Raw genomic sequence first — 18,082 nt, forward strand, 5'->3', positions numbered from 1 at the left:
ATGCCTTTTGCCCTCCGCCGCGCGGCCTGCGCACTGACCTTTCCCCTCGTTTCCTTGCTGGCCCCGGCCGCAGCCTTCGCGCAGCAGGTTCAAGCCCTTCCCCCGCAAGTCGACGCCGCCCTCGCCCGCGCCAAGGTGCCGCGCGAGTCCGTCACCATGCTGGTGGCCGAAGCCGACGGCACACGCCAGCCCCGCCTGGCCTGGCGCACCCAGGTGCCGGTGAACCCGGCGTCGATCATGAAGCTGGTCACCACCTACGCCGCGCTCGACATGCTCGGCGCGGCCTACAGCTGGACCACGCCGGTCTACGTCGAAGGCACGGTGGCCAACGGCGTGCTCAACGGCAACCTCTACATCAAGGGCCAGGGCGATCCCAAGCTGGTGCTGGAGCGCGTGTGGCTGCTGCTGCGCCACGTGCAGGGGCTGGGCATCACCACGGTGAGCGGCGACATCGTGATCGACCGCAGCGCCTTCGAGACCACCGTGGAGGGCGACCCGGGCGCCTTCGACGGCGAGCCGCTGCGCCCGTACAACGCCTCGCCCGACGCGCTGCTGGTGAACTTCAAGTCGGTCAACATGACCTTCGCGCCCGACCGCGCGGGCCAGGTCGCCCGCGTGAGCTACGAGCCCCCGCTGGCCAGCGTGGCGATGCCGGCGACCGTGCCGCTGGTGCCCGGCGAATGCGGCGACTGGCGCACGGCCCTGCGCGCCGACTTCAGCGACGTGAACCGCATCCGCTTCAACGGCGGCCTGCCTGCCGGCTGCGGCGAGAAGAGCTGGGCCGTGGCCTACGGCGACCCGCGCACCTACGCCCTGCGCGCCATCGGCGGCCTGTGGGCCGAGATGGGCGGCCGCGTGGGCGGGCAGATGCGCGAGGGGCGCGTGCCGGCGGGGCTGAAGCCGGCGTTCGAGTTCGAGTCGCCGCCGCTGGCCGAGGTGATTCGCGACATCAACAAGTACAGCAACAACGTGATGGCGCAGCAGCTGTTCCTGACCATCGGGCTCACGCAGAAGAACCGCGGCACCTTCGAGGCCTCGCGCACCGCGCTGGGCCAGTGGTGGCGCGAGCGCATCGGCACGGGCGAGGCGCAGCCGGTGTTCGAGAACGGCTCGGGCCTGTCGCGCGACGAGCGCATCAGCGCCGCGGCGCTGGGCAAGATGCTGCAGGTGGCGTGGCGCTCGCCGGTGATGCCGGAGCTGATGTCCTCGCTGCCCGCCATGGGCGTGGACGGCACGCTCAAGAAGCGCACGCTGCGCTCGGGCGGCTCGGCCCACCTGAAGACCGGCACGCTGCGCGACGCCTCGGGCGTGGCTGGCTTCGTGGACGGCGCGAGCGGGCGGCGCTATGTGCTGGTGGCCATCGCCAACGGCGAGAACGCGGGCGCGGCGCGCGCGGCATTCGACGCGCTGGTCGACTGGGCGTCGCAGGACAACTGAGCCCTCGGAGGGTGGGCCGCTGCGGGCGACGTCCTGTAGGCGAACACCGATTGCGTGGGGCCTCGCTGCTGAACAGAATCGGACGCTCGTTCGATTTCATTCCAACGCAGGAGACAAACCCGTGCAACAAACACAACACACCTCCACCCCGCCTGTGCGGCTGCACCGGACGGCGGCACTCGCGGGCATCACGCTGCTGCTCGCGGCCTGCGGGGGAGGTGGCGGCGGGGGCGGGGGTGGGGGTGGCGGCATCGGGGTGGGGGTCGGGACCCCGCTGCCCGCGGCCGACACCGGCCGGGGCTCGGTGGTCACCAGCCCGCCCGAGCAGACGGCCAATCTCACGGCCGACCAGTTCAAGGCCAGCCTGCAGGCCAGCGCCCAGGGCAGCGCGCTGCTGCAGGTCGCGGGCACGCCCAAGTGCGGCATCGACATGCGCTACCTCGAATACCGCACCGTCGGCGCGAAGAACGAGGCCACCAACGCCACCGCCGCCGTGATGGTGCCCACGGGCTCCGACGTGGCCTGCAGCGGCCAGCGGCCGGTGGTGCTCTATGCGCACGGCACCACGGCGGCACGCAACTACAACCTGGCCAAGTGGACCGACAGCACGCAGGCCGCCGCCGGCGAGGGCCTGCTGATCGCGGCCACCTTCGCGGCGCAGGGCTACATCGTGGTGGCGCCCAACTACGCGGGCTACGACAAGTCGACGCTGCCCTACCACCCCTACCTCAACGGCGACCAGCAGGGCAAGGACATGGTCGATGCGCTCACCGCGGCGCGCAAGACCTTTGCGAGCATCGGGGCGAACGACGCGGGCTCGCTGTTCATCTCCGGCTACTCGCAGGGCGGCTACGTGGCCATGGCGGCCCACCGCGAGATGCAGGCCACGGGCAGGACGGTGACGGCCTCGGCCCCGCTGTCGGCGCCCTCGGCCATCAGCCTGCTGACCGACTACGCCTTCCAGGGCTGGCCGGCGCTGGGCGCCACGCTGTTCGTGCCGCTGCTGTCGACCAGCTGGCAGCAGCAGTTCGGCAATGTCTACGGCACCCCTGGCGACGTGTACGAAGCGCAGTACGCCAGCGGCATCGAGACCCTGCTGCCGAGCCTCGCGCCCGACACGCTGTTCAGCTCGGGCAAGCTGCCGCAGCTGGCGCTGTTCCCGGCCAATGCCACGCCGGGGCCGGTGAACAGCCAGCTCGCGATCTTCTACGGCGCCAACAACCTGGTGCGCCAGAGCTACCTGACGCAGGCGGCCGCCGACATCCAGTCCAACCCCTGCCCAGGCAATGCGCTGCCGGCCACGGCAGCTTCGCTGAGCACGGCCACGCCGCTGGGCTGCACGCCGTCCACGGGTTTCCGCAAGGCGGCCGTGGCCAACGACCTGCGCAACTGGGTGCCCGCCAGGCCGGTGCTGATGTGCGGCGGCGCCAACGACCCGACGGTGAACTTCGTCAGCACCCGCGCCACCGCCGGCTACTTCCGCGCCAAGGGCATGCCGGCCGCCGCGCTGACCGTGGTCGACCTGGAGGACTCGGCCGCGGTCGACGTGTATGCGACGGCGCGCGCCGGCTTCGCGCAGGCCAAGGCGTCGCTGGTGCAGAGCACGACCGGCAGCGCGGCGGACAAGGCCCAGGCGGTCACGCTGGCGTACCACGGCACGCTGGCGCCGCCGTTCTGCCTGGCCGCGGCACGCGGCTTCTTCCAGGGCGTGCTGGCGGCCGGCGGCTGACCGGGGTCAGGGCCCGCCCCCAGGCTGCGCGCACTTCGTGTCGCTGCTCCTCCCCCCTACCTGGGGCAACACCTGAGGCCCGGCAAAGCCGGTTCCCTGGTGTTCCTGGATCAGGCCGCCGACGCTCGTTGCAGCCTGTCCTTCACGCCTTCCCACTCGGGCGTGTCGGGCGGGGTTTCGATCCAGATCAGCTTGGCGCCCTGCGCGTCGAACTCGCGCAGCACGGCGAACAGCTGCTGCGCGCTGGCCGCCGCGTCGTCGGGCATGCGCCGCAGCAGCAGGCGCTGCGAGCGGGTGCGCATCGGGGCGCGGGCCCACACGGCGATGTGCGCCGCGTTGGCGCCCAGCACGTCGAGCCCGGCCTGCAGGACCTTGGCATCCATCAGCCGCACCTTGGCGTTGGGGGCATAGTGCGCCTCCAGCGTGCCCGAGGCGCGCGGGTCGGGCGTGTCGAGCACATCGCGGTCGCTGAGCTTCTCGCCGCAGGCGGCCTCGATCTGCGCGCGCGTGATGACGCCCGGGCGCAGCAGCACCGGCGCGCCGCGACTGCAGTCGACGATGGTCGACTCGATGCCCACCTCGCACGCGCCACCGTCGATCACGAGCAGGTCGTCTCCGAACTCGTCGTGCACATGCTGCGCGGTGGTCGGGCTGACGCGGCCGAAGCGGTTGGCGCTGGGCCCCGCGACGCCGGGCACGCCCAGTTCGGCGCAGGCCTCGAGCAGCGCCTGCGCCACCGGATGCGAAGGGCAGCGCAGGCCGATGGTGTCCTGCCCGCCCGCGGCGGCAGCGCCCACGCCGGGCTGGCGCGTGACGATCAGCGTGAGCGGGCCGGGCCAGAAGACCTGCACCAGCTTCTGCGCGAACAGCGGCAGCGGCTGGGCGAAGCGCGACAGCGCCTCGGTGCCCTTGATGCCGGCCGCCACGTGGACGATCAGCGGGTGGTCCGAAGGCCGCCCCTTGGCCTTGAAGATGCCGGCAACCGCCATGTCGCTGGTGGCATCGGCCCCCAGGCCGTAGACGGTCTCGGTCGGGAACGCGACCAGGCCGCCCGCGCGCAGCACGCGCGCGGCTTCGGCAATGGCGTCGATGGCCTGGGGCGAGCGCCCGTCCAGGATCATGCGAGGTCGGCGGTGGTCACCGCGGGCAGGCCCAGCAGCAACGCGGCCTGCGACGCGGCGGCGCGCACGCCGTCGAGCGTGGCGCCGGTGAAGGTCAGGTGGCCCATCTTGCGGGCGCGCCGCGGGTCGACCTTGCCGTACAGGTGCAGGTGGGCGCCGGGCAGCGCGAGCACCTCGCTCCAGCGCGGCGTGACGGGGGTGTCACCTCCCTGCACGAACCACAGGTCGCCCAGCAGGTTGAGCATGATGGCCGGGCTGTGCTGGCGCGGCGCGACCAGCGGCAGGCCGGCGAGCGTGCGCACCTGCAGCTCGAACTGCGACACGTCGCAGGCTTCCATCGTGTAGTGGCCGCTGTTGTGCGGGCGCGGGGCCATTTCATTGACCACCAGCGAGCCGTCGGCCAGCGCGAAGAACTCCACGCACAGCACGCCCACGTAGTCCAGGCCATTGGCAATGCTCTTCGCGGAATTGACCGCGCCCTGCGCCACCGTCTTGGGCATGTTCCGCGCGTGCACCTCGGTCACGGCCAGGATGCCGTCGCGGTGCAGGTTGCGCTGCGGCGGAAAATGCACCACCTGCCCGTCGCGCCCGCGCGCCAGGATCACCGAGCATTCGAACTCGAGCGGCAGCATCTTCTCGAGCACGCAGGGCACGCAGCCCGTGGCCTGCCAGGCCTCGACCAGCTCGGCGCGCGTCTTCACGCGCTGCTGGCCCTTGCCGTCGTAGCCCAGGCGCGCGGTCTTCAGGATGCCGGGCAGCAGGCCGTCGTCGACGGCGGCGAGCTGCGCGGCCGTTTCGATGGCCGCATAAGGCGCGCAGGGCACGCCGCAGCGCGTGAAGTGCGCCTTCTCGGCGATGCGGTCCTGCGCGATGGCGATGGCCGAGGCGGCGGGCGACACCGGGCGGGCCACCGCCAGGTGCTCCAGCGAGGGCGCGGGCACGTTCTCGAACTCGGTCGTCACCGCGTCGGCGAGCCCGGCCAGGCGGGCCAGGCCGTCGACGTCGTCGTAGTCGGTGTGGATGTGGTGGTGGCTCACGCGGCCGGCGGGGCTGTCGGCGTCGGGGTCGAGCACCGCCGTGAAGTAGCCCATGCGCTGGGCGGCGTGCACGAACATGCGCCCCAGCTGGCCGCCCCCGAGCACCCCGAGCGTGGCGCCCGGAAGAACCGGCAGATCGCCTTCATGGCCGCTCACAGGGCACCTCCGCCTTGCGGCGAGAAGGGGGAGACCGGCGCGGCCTCGCCGGCGCGAACCGGGGTGGCCTCGCCGGCGCGAACCGGGGCGGCCTCGCCGGCGCGAACCGGGGCCGCCTCGCCGGCGGGGGCCGGCGGCAGCGTCATGGCTTCGGCGGCGGCGGTCTGCGCCGTGCGGAAGGCGTCGAGCTGCGCGCGCAGCGCCGGGTCGTTCACCGCCAGCATCGCCACCGCGAACAGCGCCGCGTTGGCCGCGCCGGCGTTGCCGATGGCAAAGGTGGCCACCGGCACGCCCTTGGGCATCTGCACGATGCTGTAGAGCGAATCGACGCCCTGCAGGTGCCGGCTGGCCACCGGCACGCCGAGCACCGGCACCGTGGTCTTGGACGCCAGCATGCCCGGCAGGTGGGCCGCGCCCCCCGCGCCCGCGATGATCGCGGTGAGCCCGCGCCCCGCGGCGCTTTCGGCGTACGCAAAGAGCGCATCGGGCATCCGGTGGGCCGAGACCACCTTTGCTTCGTGGCTGATTCCGAATTGCTGGAGAATCTCGACCGCGTTGCGCATCGTCTCCCAATCGGAGCTCGAGCCCATCACTACACCGACCTGAATGGTTTCGTTCATGGTTTCAATTTTACGTTTCACCCCCAGCTGGTTCCGATGATCGACATCACTCTCGAAAATTTTCAGGCCGAACTGGTCGAAGGCTCCGTCGCCACGCCGGTGCTGCTGGACATCTGGGCCGAATGGTGCGGACCGTGCAAACAGCTCGGGCCGGTGCTCGAAAAGCTCGAGGTCGAATATGCCGGGCGCTTCACGCTGGCCAAGCTCGACGCCGACAAGGTGCCGCAGATTTCCTCGCAGCTGTCTGAAATGTTCGGCGTGCGCAGCATTCCGTTCTGCGTGATGTTCAAGGACGGCCAGCCGGTGGACGGCTTCGTCGGCGCCATTCCGGCCGAGAAGATCCGCGAGTTCCTCGACAAGCATGTGCCCGGCGCCGACGAAGCGCAAGCCGCGTCCGAAGAAGCCGCGGCACAGGACGCGCTGGCCGAGGGCGACACCCAGGGCGCGCTCGAGAAGCTGCAGCACGCCGTGGCCACCGACCCCGCCAACGACGACGCCCGCTTCGACTACATCAAGCTGCTGCTGCTGGAAGGCCGCCTCGACGACGCCAAGGTCGCCTTCGCGCCGGTGATCGCCAAGACCGGCCTGGTGCGCCGCTTCGACGCGCTGCAGCGCTGGATGGATGCTATCGATTTTGCAGCACCACCCGCAGGCGTGGCGCCCGCGATGGCGGATTTCGAGGCCCAAATTGCCGCCAACAAGCGCGACTTCGACGCCCGTTTCGCCCGTGCCCGCCTGCTGATGGCCGCGCAGCGATGGACCGACGCCATGGACGAGCTGCTCGACATCCTGATGCGCGACAAGTCCTGGAGCGAAGAGCTCGCCCGCAAGACGTACGTGGCGATCCTCGACGTGATCGAGCCGCCCAAGGTAAAGGTCGCCGACGGCCAGATTCCGCCGGACGATCCGGTGGTGGCCACCTACCGGCGCCGGCTGAGCAGCGTGGTGCTGAGCTGATTTTCGCCAATGCGCCTTTGGGCGCTCAAATTCAATGAAAAGCGACCTTCAGGTCGCTTTTTTTGCATCTGCAAATTGCCCAACGGTTCTCACATAGATAAGATTGCTACTCTTTTTTGAAGAAAAGCATATTTCAATGAGCCAAGTCATCGAAGAACTGTCGAGCGCGCGCAAGGCAGGGGGTTGGAGCCAGGAAGCGCTGGCGACCCAGGCAGGCCTGTCGCGCATGACGGTGCAGCGCATCGAAAGCGGCCAGATCGATCCACGCCTGTCCACCCTGCTCGAGATGGCGCGCGTGCTGGGACTCGAATTGATGACCGTGCCCGCCGCGTTGCGCCCGCAACTGGAAGACTTCGTGCGTTCGGGCGGCCGCCTGCTGGGCCAGCCGGCGGGCGTGGGCGCGCCGCCCTCCATCGCACAGAGCCTGGCCGACGAAGGGCGGTGAGCACAGCCGCCGCATTCAACACCGGCATCCGCTACCTGCGGATGTCCCTGCACGCACCGGACGGCGGACGGCGCGCCGTCGGCTATCTCTCGCAGTACGGCGACATCCTGCGCGTGTCGTTCGACGACGCATACATCGGCGACGCCGGGCGCCCGACGCTCTCCCTGGCCTACCGCGGCGCCGACGAGGCCGCCACCCGCGCCATCCTCGCCTCGGCCCGCGACGCTCGCGTCTCGCGCGGCGACGGGCACTGGCCCACCTACTTCCAGAACCTGCTGCCCGAAGGCCACAACCGCGAGCGCCTGGCCCAGCAGCGCGGCTGCAGCGCCGACGATGAGTTCGAGCTGCTGGCCGCCGCCGGCCACGACCTGATGGGCGCGCTCGAGGTCGAGCCCGTGCCCGCGGCCGAAGGCATTCCCGACACCGTGCGCCACTGGCACACGGCGCTCGGGCTCGACGTGCTGGAACCGGGATTCGTCGAAATGCCGGTGGAAGACGCCGCGGCCCTGCCCGGCGTGGTGACCAAGTTCTCCGCCGTGCAGGACGGCCGGCGCTACGTGGTCAAGCGCCATGGCGCGGCGGGCTCCTTCATCCTCAAGCTGCCGACCACGCGCCACCCCGACCTGGTCGACAACGAGTTCACCGGCTACCGCCTGTGCGGCGCGCTCGGCCTGGACTGCGCCGAGGCCAGCGTCATCGGTCGCGCCGATGCGGACCTGCCCGAACAGGTGCCGTTCACGCAGCTGCTCGCCGTGCGCCGTTTCGACCGCACGGCCGACGGCGGGCGCATTCACATGGAAGAGTTCGCGCAGGTGTTGCAGTACGAGCCGCGCCAGAAATACGGGCGCGGCCTCGCCGTCGACTGGCCCGCCATGCTGCGCGTGCTCGACCGGCTGTCGCCGAACCCGGTGGCCGACGTGCGCGAATGCGTTCGGCGCATCGTGGCGTTCATCCTGCTGGGCAACAGCGACGCGCACCTGAAGAACTGGGCGCTGCGCTACCCCGACGGCGTGGCTCCGGTGCTCGCGCCGCTGTACGACCCCGTCTGCGTGGCGGCCTTCTTCGAGGACGTGCCGCCTTCGGACTACGGGGTCAACCGCGCCATCGACGCCAAGCTGCGCGCCTTCGACTGGGACGCGCTCGACGCGTTGCTGCGCTCGGCGGGCCTGCTGCGCCCCGCGCGGCTGATGACCATCGCCAAGGACACCGTGCGCCAGGCACAGGCCGACTGGCCCGCGCTGCTCGCGCGCGACGACACGCCCGACAGCGTGCGGCGCTGCGTGAAGGCCCGGCTGGCCGGTGGCGTGGCATTGGCGAGCTAGACGCGCTCGCATACGATCACGCCCGATTCAACTTGTTGCAGATCGAAAAGGAAAGACCGGCCATGCGCTCCTTCGCCCGCCTCGCACGCTTCTCCCGCGGTACAGCGCTTCCCGCCCTCGCAACGGCGGCTTTGCTGACGGCCTTGACCGGTTGCGGCAGCGGCATCAGCCTCGACGAGCCGATCGAAGGCCCGGCCTGGCGGCTGGTCCAGCTGGGCGACGAGCCCGTCGCGCCGGGCGGCGAGGCGCAGGTCCAGTTCGACCGCAGCAGCGGCCGCGTCAGCGGTTCGGGCGGCTGCAATCGCATCTCGGGCACCTTCACGCGCGCGGGCAGTGCGCTGAAGATCGGCCAGATGGCCTCGACCCGCATGGCCTGCCTCGACCCTGCGCGCGGGGCCAACGAGGCGCAGTTCATCTCCGCGCTGCAGAGCACCGCGAGCTACAGCCTGGCAGGCCCGGGCCGGCTCGCGCTGCTGGATGCGCGTGGGCGGACGGTGGCGTTGCTCATCGGCGGCGGCCGCTGAAACGAAAAAAGACCGGCCTCGGCCGGTCTTTGCTTTTGAAGAGAACGCCGGGTCAGCCGGTCAGCCGCTCCAGCGCCTCGCGGTACTTGGCGGCCGTCTTCTCGATGACCTCGGCTGGCAGGCGCGGCGCCGGGGGCGTCTTGTCCCAGGGCTTGCCGTTGATCTTGGTGGCTTCGAGCCAGTCGCGCACGAACTGCTTGTCGTAGCTCGGCGGGTTGGTCCCGGCGGCCAGGGCGGCCTGGTAGCCCTCCACCGGCCAGTAGCGCGAGCTGTCGGGCGTGAGCACCTCGTCCATCAGCACCAGCGTGCCGGCCTCGTCCAGGCCGAACTCGAACTTGGTGTCGGCAATGATCATGCCCTTGGCCAGGGCGATCTGCGCGGCGGTCTCGTAGATGGCGATGCTGGTCTCGCGGATCTGCTGGGCCAGCTTGGGGCCGACGATTTCCACCACGCGGTCGTAGGTGATGTTCTCGTCGTGCTCGCCGGCCGCGGCCTTGGCGGCGGGCGTGAAGATCGGGCGCGGCAGCTTGCTCGCGTTGGTCAGGCCCTCGGGCAGCGGCACGCCGCAGACCGACTGGGTTTCCTGGTATTCCTTCCAGCCGCTGCCGGCCAGGTAGCCGCGCACCACGGCCTCCACCGGAATCGGCTTCAGGCGCTTGACCAGCATGGAGCGCTGGGTGACCTGGGGCACTTCCTCGGCCGTGACCACGCTCTCGGGCGCGTCGCCGGTCAGGTGGTTGGGGCAGAGCTGGCCGAGCCGCTCGAACCACCACAGCGCCATCTGCGTGAGGATCTCGCCCTTGCCGGGAATGGGCTCGCCCATGATGACGTCGAAGGCGCTGAGCCGGTCGCTCGCGACCATCAGGATGCGGTCTTCGCCGACGGCGTAGTTGTCGCGCACCTTGCCGCGCGCAAGCAGGGGCAGGCTCTGGATGGAGGAGGTGTGGACGGTGGTCATGGGGCAGATGCGGTGAAAAACGACGGAAACGAAAAGACGGTGAAAGCGGATTGTGCGCGCAGAAAAAAGCCACCGCGAACGGTGGCCTTCGAATCACGCGGAAGTTGTCAGACCACGGCCTGCGCCAGCTCGCCCTTGGCGTAGCGGGCGGCAACCACCTGGAGCGTGTCGCCCTTGATCTTGGCGCCCTGGCCTTCGCAGCCGAACTCGATGTAGCGCTGCTTGCAGATCAGCTTGGCGGCTTCGCGCGCCGGCTTGAGCCATTCGCGGGCGTCGAACTTGTCGGGGTGCTCGGCCAGGAACTTGCGCACCGCGCCGGTCATGGCCAGACGGATGTCGGTGTCGATGTTGATCTTGCGCACGCCGTGCTTGATGGCTTCCTGGATTTCCTTCACGGGCACGCCGTAGGTTTCCTTCATGTCGCCGCCGTACTGGCGAATGATGGCCAGCAGGTCCTGCGGCACGCTCGACGAGCCGTGCATCACCAAGTGGGTGTTGGGAATGCGGCGGTGGATTTCCTTGATGCGGTCGATCGCCAGGATGTCGCCGGTGGGCTCGCGCGTGAACTTGTAGGCGCCGTGGCTGGTGCCGATGGCGATGGCCAGTGCGTCGATCTGGGTGCGCTTGACGAAGTCGGCGGCCTGCTCGGGGTCGGTCAGCAGCTGCTCGCGCGTCATGGTGTCGTCGGTGCCGTGGCCGTCTTCCTTGTCGCCCTTCATGGTTTCGAGCGAGCCGAGGCAGCCGAGCTCGCCTTCAACGGTCACGCCCAGGCGGTGGGCCATGTCGGACACCTTCTTGGTGACGTCCACGTTGTACTCGTAGCTGGCGATGGTCTTGCCGTCGGCCTCGAGGGAGCCGTCCATCATGACCGAGCTGAAGCCCAGGTCGATGGCGCCCTTGCACACGTCGGGGTTCTGGCCGTGGTCCTGGTGCATCACCAGCGGAATGTTCGGGTACTGCTCGATGGCGGCCTGGATCAGGTGCTTGATGAAGGCTTCGCCGGCGTACTTGCGCGCACCCGCGCTGGCTTGCAGGATGACCGGCGCGCCGGTTTCCTTGGCGGCCTCCATCACGGCCTGGACCTGTTCGAGGTTGTTGACGTTGAAGGCCGGAATGCCGTAGCCATTGGCTGCGGCATGGTCGAGCAGTTCGCGCATCGAGACGAGTGCCATAGGGAAATACCTCGCGGGAATTAGGGAAAGAAGAAGGCGGAAAGACGAGAGAAAACTGCCGCAATTCTACCGAGACCCCCCTCACCCTAATTGTGGGACGGCACCGACGCCAGCCCGAGGAAACCCAGGACCGGCGGCAGAACCGGCCCGCCCAGCCACTGGATCGGCTTGGCGAACGCACCGATCAGCGTGACATGGCTCAGGTTGTCGAACAGCTTCACCTCCACCGGCACGCCCGCGGCCCGCAGCGCGGTGGCCATCTGGCCGGTGTTGCGATCGGGGTAGACCAGGTTGTCCTTCGAGGCCGCCATGAGCAGCGCGCGCGGCGAGGCCGCAGTGACATGCGCCAGCGGCTGCGAGTCGCGCGGCGTGTTCGGCCAGTTGAAAGCCGCCTGCGCCTGCGGGTCGCCGATGGGCAGGAAGTCGTAGGGGCCGGCCAGGCCGATCCAGCCGGCCAGCTGCTTCGGGCTGGCGCCCACCTCGCCGAGCCAGCGATCGTCCAGCGCCACCATCGCGGCGTTGTAGCCGCCCGAGCTGTGCCCCATCACGTAGACCTGCTTCGGGTCGGCACCGAGCTGCGCGGCGTTGTCGAGCGCCCATTTGACGGCCAGCGCGCTGTCGCGCACGAACACCGGGTAGGTGAAGGCCGGCGACAGCCCGTAGTCGGGCACCACCACCACCGCGCCGCGCGCGGCCAGCGCCTCGCCGACGAACTTGTAGCTGGCGCGGTCGCCGTGGGTCCAGGTACCGCCGAAGAAGAACACCACCAGCGGGCGCGAACCGCGTGCAGGCCGGGTGGACGGCAACGGCTGGTACACGTCGAGCACCTGGCGCGGCGCCTGGCCGTAGGCGATGTCGCCCTGGAACTGGTAGGTGTCGGCGGGCACCAGCCCGTTGAGCACCTTGACCGGCGAACAGGCCGACAGCACGGCGGCGGCGGTGACGGTGAAGGCGGTGACGAAGGCGCTGCGGCGCCGGCGAAGGGAGTGGAAAGCGGTGGCGAAGGTGGGAAAGCTCATCGCACCAGTACGCATGCAGTGGCCGACCGGTTTCGTCAGATGGGAAGCTGCGTGGTCGACAGCACCTGCTTCAGAACGACGAAGGTGCGGATCTGCCGCACCCCCGGCAGGTACAGCAGTTGCTCGGCGTGCAGGCGGTTGAAGCTGTCGTTGTCGCGCGTGCGCACGAGCATGAAGTAGTCGAACTCGCCGGTCACCACGTGGCATTCGAGGCAGCCCGAGACCTTCTGCGCGGCTTTCTCGAAGTCGGCGAAGGAGTCTGGCGTGGAGCGGTCGAGCACCACGCCGATCATCACGAGCATGCCGACGTCGAGCGCGTCGGGGTCCAGCAGCGCGACGATGGCCTTGATGAGCCCCGAGGCCTTGAGCCGCTCCACGCGGCGCAGGCAGGCGGCGGCGCTGAGGTTGACCTTGGCGGCCAGCGCCACGTTCGACAGCGAGGCGTCGCGCTGCAGGGCGCGAAGGATGGCGCGGTCGGTGCGGTCGAGCTCCGGGGGAGGACGCAATTTTGTTGTGTTCATTCCTTTTTCCTCGGCTTGAAAGTGATGGCTTTTGCCATCGTGCCTTTTTTTCATTCGGGAAGCCAGACAACTTCGCAAGCACGTTGCGGGCCCTTCTTCCTACGATTCAAGGCTTCAACCCCTTGGAGCCGCACCATGAACCTGAAGAAGTTTCCCCGTCACGCACTGACCTTCGGCCCCACGCCGATCCACCCCCTGAAGCGCCTGAGCGCGCACCTGGGCGGCGAGGTCGAGCTGTACGCCAAGCGCGAGGACTGCAACAGCGGCCTGGCCTTCGGCGGCAACAAGACCCGCAAGCTGGAGTACCTGATTCCCGAGGCGCTCGAAGGCGGCTACGACACCCTGGTGTCCATCGGCGGCATCCAGTCGAACCAGACGCGCCAGGTGGCCGCGGTGGCGGCGCACCTGGGGCTGAAGTGCGTGCTGGTGCAGGAGAACTGGGTCAACTACTCCGACGCGCTGTACGACCGGGTCGGCAACATCGAGATGTCGCGCATCCTGGGCGCCGACGTGCGGCTGGACGCGGCGGGCTTCGACATCGGCATCCGCAAGAGCTGGGAAGAAGCGATGGCCGACGTGCGCAAGGCCGGCGGCAAGCCGTTCCCGATTCCGGCGGGCTGCTCGGAGCATCCGCGCGGCGGCCTGGGCTTCGTGGGCTTTGCGGAAGAAGTGCGCCAGCAGGAGGCCGAGCTGGGCTTCAAGTTCGACTACATCGTGACCTGCTCGGTCACCGGCAGCACGCAGGCCGGCATGGTGGTGGGCTTCGCGGCCGACGGCCGTGCCGACCGCGTGATCGGCATCGACGCCTCGGCCAAGCCGCAGCAGACCTTCGAGCAGATCGTGCGCATCGCCAAGGGCACGGCCGAACTGGTGGGGCTGGGCCGCGACATCACCGACGAGGACGTGGTGCTGGACCGCCGTTTCGGCGGGCCCGAGTACGGGCTGCCGAACGAAGGCACGCTGGAGGCGATTCGCCTGTGCGCGCGCATGGAGGGCATGCTGACCGACCCCGTGTACGAGGGCAAGTCGATGCACGGGATGATCGAGAAGGTGCGGCTCGGGGAGTTTCCGGCCGGCTCGAAGGTGCTGTATGCGCACCTGGGCGGTGTGCCCGCCCTGAACGCCTACAGCTTCCTCTTTCGCAACGGCTAGAAATTGGCACTCCCCCAGGCTGCGCGCACTTCGTGTCGCTTCGCCAACCCCCTCGCCGGGGGCAACACCTGCGGCCCGGCAAAGCCGGTTCCGCGGTGTTTCGTGAAAGTACCCGTCAGCTGGCGCGGCAGATCTTGAGCATGTTGGTGCCGCCCGGGGCGCCCATCGGCTCGCCGCAGGTGATGGCGTAGACGTCGCCGCTCTGCACGATGCCGCGCTTCTTCAGATGGGCTTCGGCCTGTTCGAGCGCGGTGTCGCGGTCGGTCTGCGAGTCCATCAGCAGCGGGCGCACGTTGCGGTACAGCGCCATCTTGCGCTGCGTGGCCAGGCGCGAGGTCAGCGCGTACATGGGAATGTGCGCGCGGTGGCGGCTCATCCACAGCATGGTGGAGCCCGACTCGGTGAGCGCCACGATGGCCTTGGCGCCCAGGTGGTGGGCCGTGAACAGCGCGCCCATCGCGATCGACTGGTCGATGCGGCTGTAGGTCTTGCCGCTGAAGTCGGCGTCCAGCGTCTTGTCTTCGGCGATTTCGGCCGCCTCGCAGATGCGGCTCATCTCCTGCACGGTTTCCAGCGGATAGCGGCCCGAGGCCGTTTCGGCCGAGAGCATCACGGCGTCGGTGCCGTCGAGCACGGCGTTGGCCACGTCGCTCACCTCGGCGCGGGTGGGCACGGGGTTGGTGATCATCGACTCCATCATCTGGGTCGCGGTGATGACCACCTTGTCCATGTCGCGCGCCATGCGGATCATCTTCTTCTGCAGCGCCGGCACGGCGGCGTTGCCGACTTCAACGGCGAGGTCGCCGCGGGCGACCATGATGCCGTCGCTGGCGCGCAGGATCTCTTCGAGCTTGGGAATGGCCTCGGCACGCTCGATCTTGGCGATCATGCCGGGCTTGTGGCCGAACTCGGCCGCGGCCACGTTGCACAGCTGGCGCGCCATTTCCATGTCGGTGGCGTTCTTGGGGAAGCTCACGGCCACGTAGTCGGCCTGGAAGCTCATCGCGGTCTTGATGTCTTCCATGTCCTTGGCGGTCAACGCGGGCGCCGTGAGGCCGCCGCCCTGCTTGTTGATGCCCTTGTTGTTCGACAGCTCGCCGCCGAGCTTGACGGTGGTGTGCACCGCCTCGCCCTTGACGCCGTCCACCGTGAGCACGATGAGGCCGTCGTTCAGCAGCAGCTTGTCGCCGGGCTTCACATCGCGCGGCAGGTCCTTGTAGTCCAGGCCCACGGCGTCGACGTCGCCGGGTTCGGTGCGCGAGGCGTCCAGCACGAACTTGGCGCCCGGCTCCAGCCAGACCTTGCCCTGCGCGAACTTGCCCACGCGGATCTTGGGGCCCTGCAGGTCGGCCATGATGGCCACTTCGCGGCCCATCTTGCGGGCGGCTTCGCGCACCATGACCGCGCGGTCGATGTGGTCCTGCGCGGTGCCGTGGCTGAAGTTCAGCCGCACCACGCTGACCTTGGCCTGGATCATCTGTTCCAGCAGTTCCGGTGTGCTGGACGCCGGACCGAGCGTGGCAACGATCTTGGTGGCGTGGCGGGGGATGCGGTCCGTGCTCATGAGGGTAGTCTCCGTTTTGTATTCGCTACTGTATACACTTTGTGTGTCTGACGGAAGTCACCCTGACGGGCTTTCGTCGCGCGTCCGCCGCACCGCCGGTCAACCGGCCGCGCGCTTGGCCAGGATTTCGAAGGCCGGCAGGGTCTTGCCTTCCAGCACCTCGAGGAAGGCGCCGCCGCCGGTCGAGATGTAGCCGACCTGCTTCTCGATGCCGTACTTGGCGATGGCCGCGAGCGTGTCGCCACCACCGGCGATCGAGAACGCGCTGCTCTCTGCGATGGCTTGCGCGATGGCCTTGGTGCCGCCCGCGAAGGCGTCGAACTCGAACACGCCCACCGGGCCGTTCCAGACGATGGTGCCGGCTTCGCGCAGTTGCGCGGCCAGGATGGCGGCGGTCTTGGGGCCGATGTCCAGGATCAGGTCGTCGTCCGCCACGTCATTGGCGTCCTTGACGGTGGCGAGCGCATCGGCGGCGAAGGTCTTGGCCGTGACCACGTCCACCGGAATCGGCACGTCGGCGCCGCGCGCGCGCATGGCCTCGATCACGGCCCGGGCGTTGTCGACCAGGTCGGGCTCGGCCAGCGACTTGCCGATCTTCAGGCCGGCGGCCAGCATGAAGGTGTTGGCGATGCCGCCGCCGACGATCAGCTGGTCCACATTGGCCGACAGGCTTTTGAGGATGGTGAGCTTGGTGCTGACCTTGGAGCCCGCCACGATGGCCACCAGCGGGCGCTTGGGTTGCGCCAGCGCCTTGGTGATGGCGTCGATCTCGGCCGCCAGCAGCGGGCCGGCTGCGGCGATCTTGGCGAACTGCGCAATGCCGTAGGTGGTGGCTTCGGCGCGGTGGGCGGTGCCGAAGGCGTCGTTCACGTAGATGTCGGTGAGCGCGGCCAGCTTCCTGGCCAGCGCCTCGTCGTTCTTCTTCTCGCCCTTGTTGACGCGGCAGTTCTCGAGCAGCACGACCTGGCCGGGCTTGACGTCGACGCCGTCGACCCAGTTGGCGACCAGCGGCACTTCGCGGCCGAGCAGCTCGCCCAGACGCTTGGCCACGGGGGCCAGCGAGTCTTCGGGCTTGAACTCGCCTTCGGTCGGGCGGCCCAGGTGCGAGGTGACCATGACGGCCGCGCCGGCATCGAGCGCGAGCTGAATGCAGGGCACCGAGGCGCGGATGCGCGTGTCTTCGGTGATGTGGCCGGCGTCGTCCTGCGGCACGTTGAGGTCGGCACGGATGAAAACGCGCTGGCCGGCGGCTTTGCCCTGTGCGCAGAGGTCGGTGAATCGAATGACGTTCATGGATCTGGAGTAGGTGGAAGACGGGTCGGCCTGCATTGTAGGTTTGGCGCCCTCGTGGCACTGTGCGCCTGTTGCGGCGGCCCGATGCTTTTCAGCCCTTGCTCAGCGCCCTGGCTGGGCTTTGGCGAAGCCTTCGAGGATCTCGACGAAGCTCGCCGCCGCCGGGGACAGGCTGCGCCGCGCCGCACTGTAGACGCACACCTCGCGGTGGAAGTCGGGCGACTCGAGCCGCACCATCTGCAGGCCGTGGGCGCGCACCAGCGAGGCGGAGTAGGTCGGGCACACCGTGAGCCCGAGCCCCGAGGCCACCATGCCGAGCGCTGTGGTCATGTACGACACCTCCTGCGTGCCGGCGCGCAGCATGTACGCGCGCTCGGCCGGGCCCAGCTCGGGCAGCACGCGCTGGCGGAAGTCGCGCGTGGGGGCGATGAAGGTGTAAGGCCCCAGCTCGTGCCAGCGCACCTTGCGGCGCTTGGCGAAGGCATGGTCCGGCGGGCAGATCAGCCAGTGGCGGTCGCGAAACAGCGTGCGGCGATCGATGGCACCGTCGACCGCCACGTCCTGCCCCACGGCGAGTTCGACGTCGCCGGCCATCACGCCCGCGAGCAGGTGCTCGGGCAGCGTGTCGGCCAGGCGCACATCGACGTCGGGGTAGCTCTCGCGGTAGGCCGCGATCACGCGCGGCATCAGCGTGCAGGCCATGAGCTGCGGCGCGGCAAGCCGCAACACCCCTTTCTTCTTGTCACGCAGATCCGTGACGCCCGCCACCGCGCCCGCCAAGTCGCCGAGCAAGCGGTGCACCGAAGGCAGGAACTCGCGCCCGGCCTCCGACAGCTGCACGCTGCGGGTGTTGCGGTCGAGCAGCTGCACGCCCATCTCGCGTTCGAGTTCGCGCACCAGCACGCTGAGCGCCGACTGCGTGAGGTGCAGCTGCTGTGCCGCGGCGGTGAAGCTGCCGGTTTCGGCCACGGCTGCGAAGGCGCGCAGCTGGCGCAGGGTCAGGTTCATATATATGTTTATTTCATCAATCGATGAATTAATTTCGATTGCATCAT

At 69.2% G+C, this 18,082-nt stretch carries 16 protein-coding genes and 1 pseudogene; 7 read left to right on the plus strand and 10 right to left on the minus strand.

Annotated elements, in window-relative coordinates; genetic code table 11:
* A complete protein-coding gene (gene dacB / locus AC1DJH_RS09865; protein WP_478185554.1) occupies positions 1-1,437 on the plus strand; it encodes a D-alanyl-D-alanine carboxypeptidase/D-alanyl-D-alanine endopeptidase in 1,437 nt (478 codons plus the stop codon).
* A 154-nt stretch (positions 1,438-1,591) separates the two neighbouring features.
* Positions 1,592-3,166, plus strand: coding sequence for an alpha/beta hydrolase family protein (locus tag AC1DJH_RS09870; protein WP_478185836.1), 1,575 nt, complete (start codon positions 1,592-1,594; stop codon positions 3,164-3,166).
* 110 nt (positions 3,167-3,276) lie between these two features.
* Here the strand turns inward: AC1DJH_RS09870 and AC1DJH_RS09875 are convergent, their stop codons facing one another.
* The 3 genes and pseudogenes from AC1DJH_RS09875 to purE form a co-directional block, all read right to left on the minus strand.
* The gene (locus tag AC1DJH_RS09875) at positions 3,277-4,287 is read right to left on the minus strand and encodes an L-threonylcarbamoyladenylate synthase (RefSeq protein WP_478185555.1); all 1,011 of its coding nucleotides are present in this window, start codon (positions 4,285-4,287) and stop codon (positions 3,277-3,279) included.
* Positions 4,284-5,480, minus strand: coding sequence for a 5-(carboxyamino)imidazole ribonucleotide synthase (locus AC1DJH_RS09880; protein WP_478185556.1), 1,197 nt, complete (start codon positions 5,478-5,480; stop codon positions 4,284-4,286). The genes AC1DJH_RS09875 and AC1DJH_RS09880 overlap by 4 nt, the downstream gene beginning before the upstream one ends.
* A 122-nt stretch (positions 5,481-5,602) precedes the next feature.
* A pseudogene (gene purE / locus AC1DJH_RS09885) lies at positions 5,603-6,100 on the minus strand (5-(carboxyamino)imidazole ribonucleotide mutase); the annotation flags it as partial.
* A 36-nt stretch (positions 6,101-6,136) separates the two neighbouring features.
* Here purE and AC1DJH_RS09890 point away from each other — a divergent pair.
* The 4 genes from AC1DJH_RS09890 (at position 6,137) to AC1DJH_RS09905 (ending at position 9,348) form a co-directional block, all read left to right on the plus strand.
* Positions 6,137-7,057, plus strand: a complete 921-nt coding sequence (locus AC1DJH_RS09890) for a tetratricopeptide repeat protein (protein WP_478185557.1) — start codon at positions 6,137-6,139, stop codon at positions 7,055-7,057.
* Between the two features lie 136 nt (positions 7,058-7,193).
* On the plus strand, positions 7,194-7,502 hold the full coding sequence (locus tag AC1DJH_RS09895; RefSeq protein ID WP_472112769.1) for a helix-turn-helix domain-containing protein: 309 nt from the start codon (positions 7,194-7,196) through the stop codon (positions 7,500-7,502).
* 41 nt (positions 7,503-7,543) lie between these two features.
* Positions 7,544-8,824: a type II toxin-antitoxin system HipA family toxin gene (locus AC1DJH_RS09900; protein ID WP_478185837.1), complete on the plus strand. Its 1,281-nt coding sequence runs from the start codon at positions 7,544-7,546 to the stop codon at positions 8,822-8,824.
* Between the two features lie 62 nt (positions 8,825-8,886).
* A complete protein-coding gene (locus AC1DJH_RS09905) occupies positions 8,887-9,348 on the plus strand; it encodes an META domain-containing protein (protein ID WP_478185558.1) in 462 nt (153 codons plus the stop codon).
* A 52-nt stretch (positions 9,349-9,400) separates the two neighbouring features.
* On the opposite strand, the gene AC1DJH_RS09910 is transcribed toward AC1DJH_RS09905, so the two are convergent.
* From AC1DJH_RS09910 to AC1DJH_RS09925, 4 genes are all read right to left on the minus strand, one after another.
* A complete protein-coding gene (locus AC1DJH_RS09910) occupies positions 9,401-10,306 on the minus strand; it encodes a phosphoribosylaminoimidazolesuccinocarboxamide synthase (protein WP_478185559.1) in 906 nt (301 codons plus the stop codon).
* Positions 10,307-10,413: 107 nt separating this feature from the next.
* A complete protein-coding gene (fba, locus tag AC1DJH_RS09915; protein ID WP_478185560.1) occupies positions 10,414-11,478 on the minus strand; it encodes a class II fructose-bisphosphate aldolase in 1,065 nt (354 codons plus the stop codon).
* Between the two features lie 86 nt (positions 11,479-11,564).
* On the minus strand, positions 11,565-12,497 hold the full coding sequence (locus AC1DJH_RS09920; protein WP_478185561.1) for an alpha/beta hydrolase: 933 nt from the start codon (positions 12,495-12,497) through the stop codon (positions 11,565-11,567).
* Between the two features lie 35 nt (positions 12,498-12,532).
* Complete coding sequence (locus AC1DJH_RS09925; RefSeq protein ID WP_478185562.1) at positions 12,533-13,018, minus strand: Lrp/AsnC family transcriptional regulator; 486 nt, start codon at positions 13,016-13,018, stop codon at positions 12,533-12,535.
* A 135-nt stretch (positions 13,019-13,153) separates the two neighbouring features.
* On the opposite strand from AC1DJH_RS09925, the gene AC1DJH_RS09930 reads away from it, so the two are divergent.
* Entirely contained in the window at positions 13,154-14,170 is a 1,017-nt protein-coding gene (locus AC1DJH_RS09930; RefSeq protein ID WP_478185563.1) for a 1-aminocyclopropane-1-carboxylate deaminase, read from the plus strand.
* Positions 14,171-14,285: 115 nt separating this feature from the next.
* Here AC1DJH_RS09930 and pyk read toward each other — a convergent pair whose 3' ends face one another.
* The 3 genes from pyk to AC1DJH_RS09945 form a co-directional block, all read right to left on the minus strand.
* The gene (gene pyk, locus AC1DJH_RS09935; protein WP_472112783.1) at positions 14,286-15,734 is read right to left on the minus strand and encodes a pyruvate kinase; all 1,449 of its coding nucleotides are present in this window, start codon (positions 15,732-15,734) and stop codon (positions 14,286-14,288) included.
* A gap of 99 nt (positions 15,735-15,833) precedes the next feature.
* Positions 15,834-17,027 carry a phosphoglycerate kinase gene (locus tag AC1DJH_RS09940; protein WP_478185564.1) on the minus strand — a complete coding sequence of 398 codons (1,194 nt, stop codon included), beginning with the start codon at positions 17,025-17,027 and terminating at the stop codon, positions 15,834-15,836.
* Between the two features lie 102 nt (positions 17,028-17,129).
* A complete protein-coding gene (locus AC1DJH_RS09945; protein WP_472112789.1) occupies positions 17,130-18,035 on the minus strand; it encodes a LysR family transcriptional regulator in 906 nt (301 codons plus the stop codon).
* Positions 18,036-18,082 lie beyond the last annotated feature (47 nt).

The sequence above is a fragment of the Variovorax sp. 10N412 genome, assembly GCF_056394985.1.

Excerpts from the sequence above, each read along its gene's own strand:
- dacB (WP_478185554.1), top strand. The coding sequence starts at position 1 with ATGCCTTTTGCCCTCCGCCGCGCGGCCTGCGCACTGACCTTTCCCCTC.
- AC1DJH_RS09875 (WP_478185555.1), bottom strand. The coding sequence starts at position 4,287 with ATGATCCTGGACGGGCGCTCGCCCCAGGCCATCGACGCCATTGCCGAA.
- AC1DJH_RS09890 (WP_478185557.1), top strand. The coding sequence starts at position 6,137 with ATGATCGACATCACTCTCGAAAATTTTCAGGCCGAACTGGTCGAAGGC.
- AC1DJH_RS09895 (WP_472112769.1), top strand. The coding sequence starts at position 7,194 with ATGAGCCAAGTCATCGAAGAACTGTCGAGCGCGCGCAAGGCAGGGGGT.
- AC1DJH_RS09900 (WP_478185837.1), top strand. The coding sequence starts at position 7,544 with ATGTCCCTGCACGCACCGGACGGCGGACGGCGCGCCGTCGGCTATCTC.
- AC1DJH_RS09905 (WP_478185558.1), top strand. The coding sequence starts at position 8,887 with ATGCGCTCCTTCGCCCGCCTCGCACGCTTCTCCCGCGGTACAGCGCTT.
- AC1DJH_RS09910 (WP_478185559.1), bottom strand. The coding sequence starts at position 10,306 with ATGACCACCGTCCACACCTCCTCCATCCAGAGCCTGCCCCTGCTTGCG.
- fba (WP_478185560.1), bottom strand. The coding sequence starts at position 11,478 with ATGGCACTCGTCTCGATGCGCGAACTGCTCGACCATGCCGCAGCCAAT.
- AC1DJH_RS09920 (WP_478185561.1), bottom strand. The coding sequence starts at position 12,497 with ATGAGCTTTCCCACCTTCGCCACCGCTTTCCACTCCCTTCGCCGGCGC.
- AC1DJH_RS09925 (WP_478185562.1), bottom strand. The coding sequence starts at position 13,018 with ATGAACACAACAAAATTGCGTCCTCCCCCGGAGCTCGACCGCACCGAC.
- AC1DJH_RS09930 (WP_478185563.1), top strand. The coding sequence starts at position 13,154 with ATGAACCTGAAGAAGTTTCCCCGTCACGCACTGACCTTCGGCCCCACG.
- pyk (WP_472112783.1), bottom strand. The coding sequence starts at position 15,734 with ATGAGCACGGACCGCATCCCCCGCCACGCCACCAAGATCGTTGCCACG.
- AC1DJH_RS09940 (WP_478185564.1), bottom strand. The coding sequence starts at position 17,027 with ATGAACGTCATTCGATTCACCGACCTCTGCGCACAGGGCAAAGCCGCC.
- AC1DJH_RS09945 (WP_472112789.1), bottom strand. The coding sequence starts at position 18,035 with ATGAACCTGACCCTGCGCCAGCTGCGCGCCTTCGCAGCCGTGGCCGAA.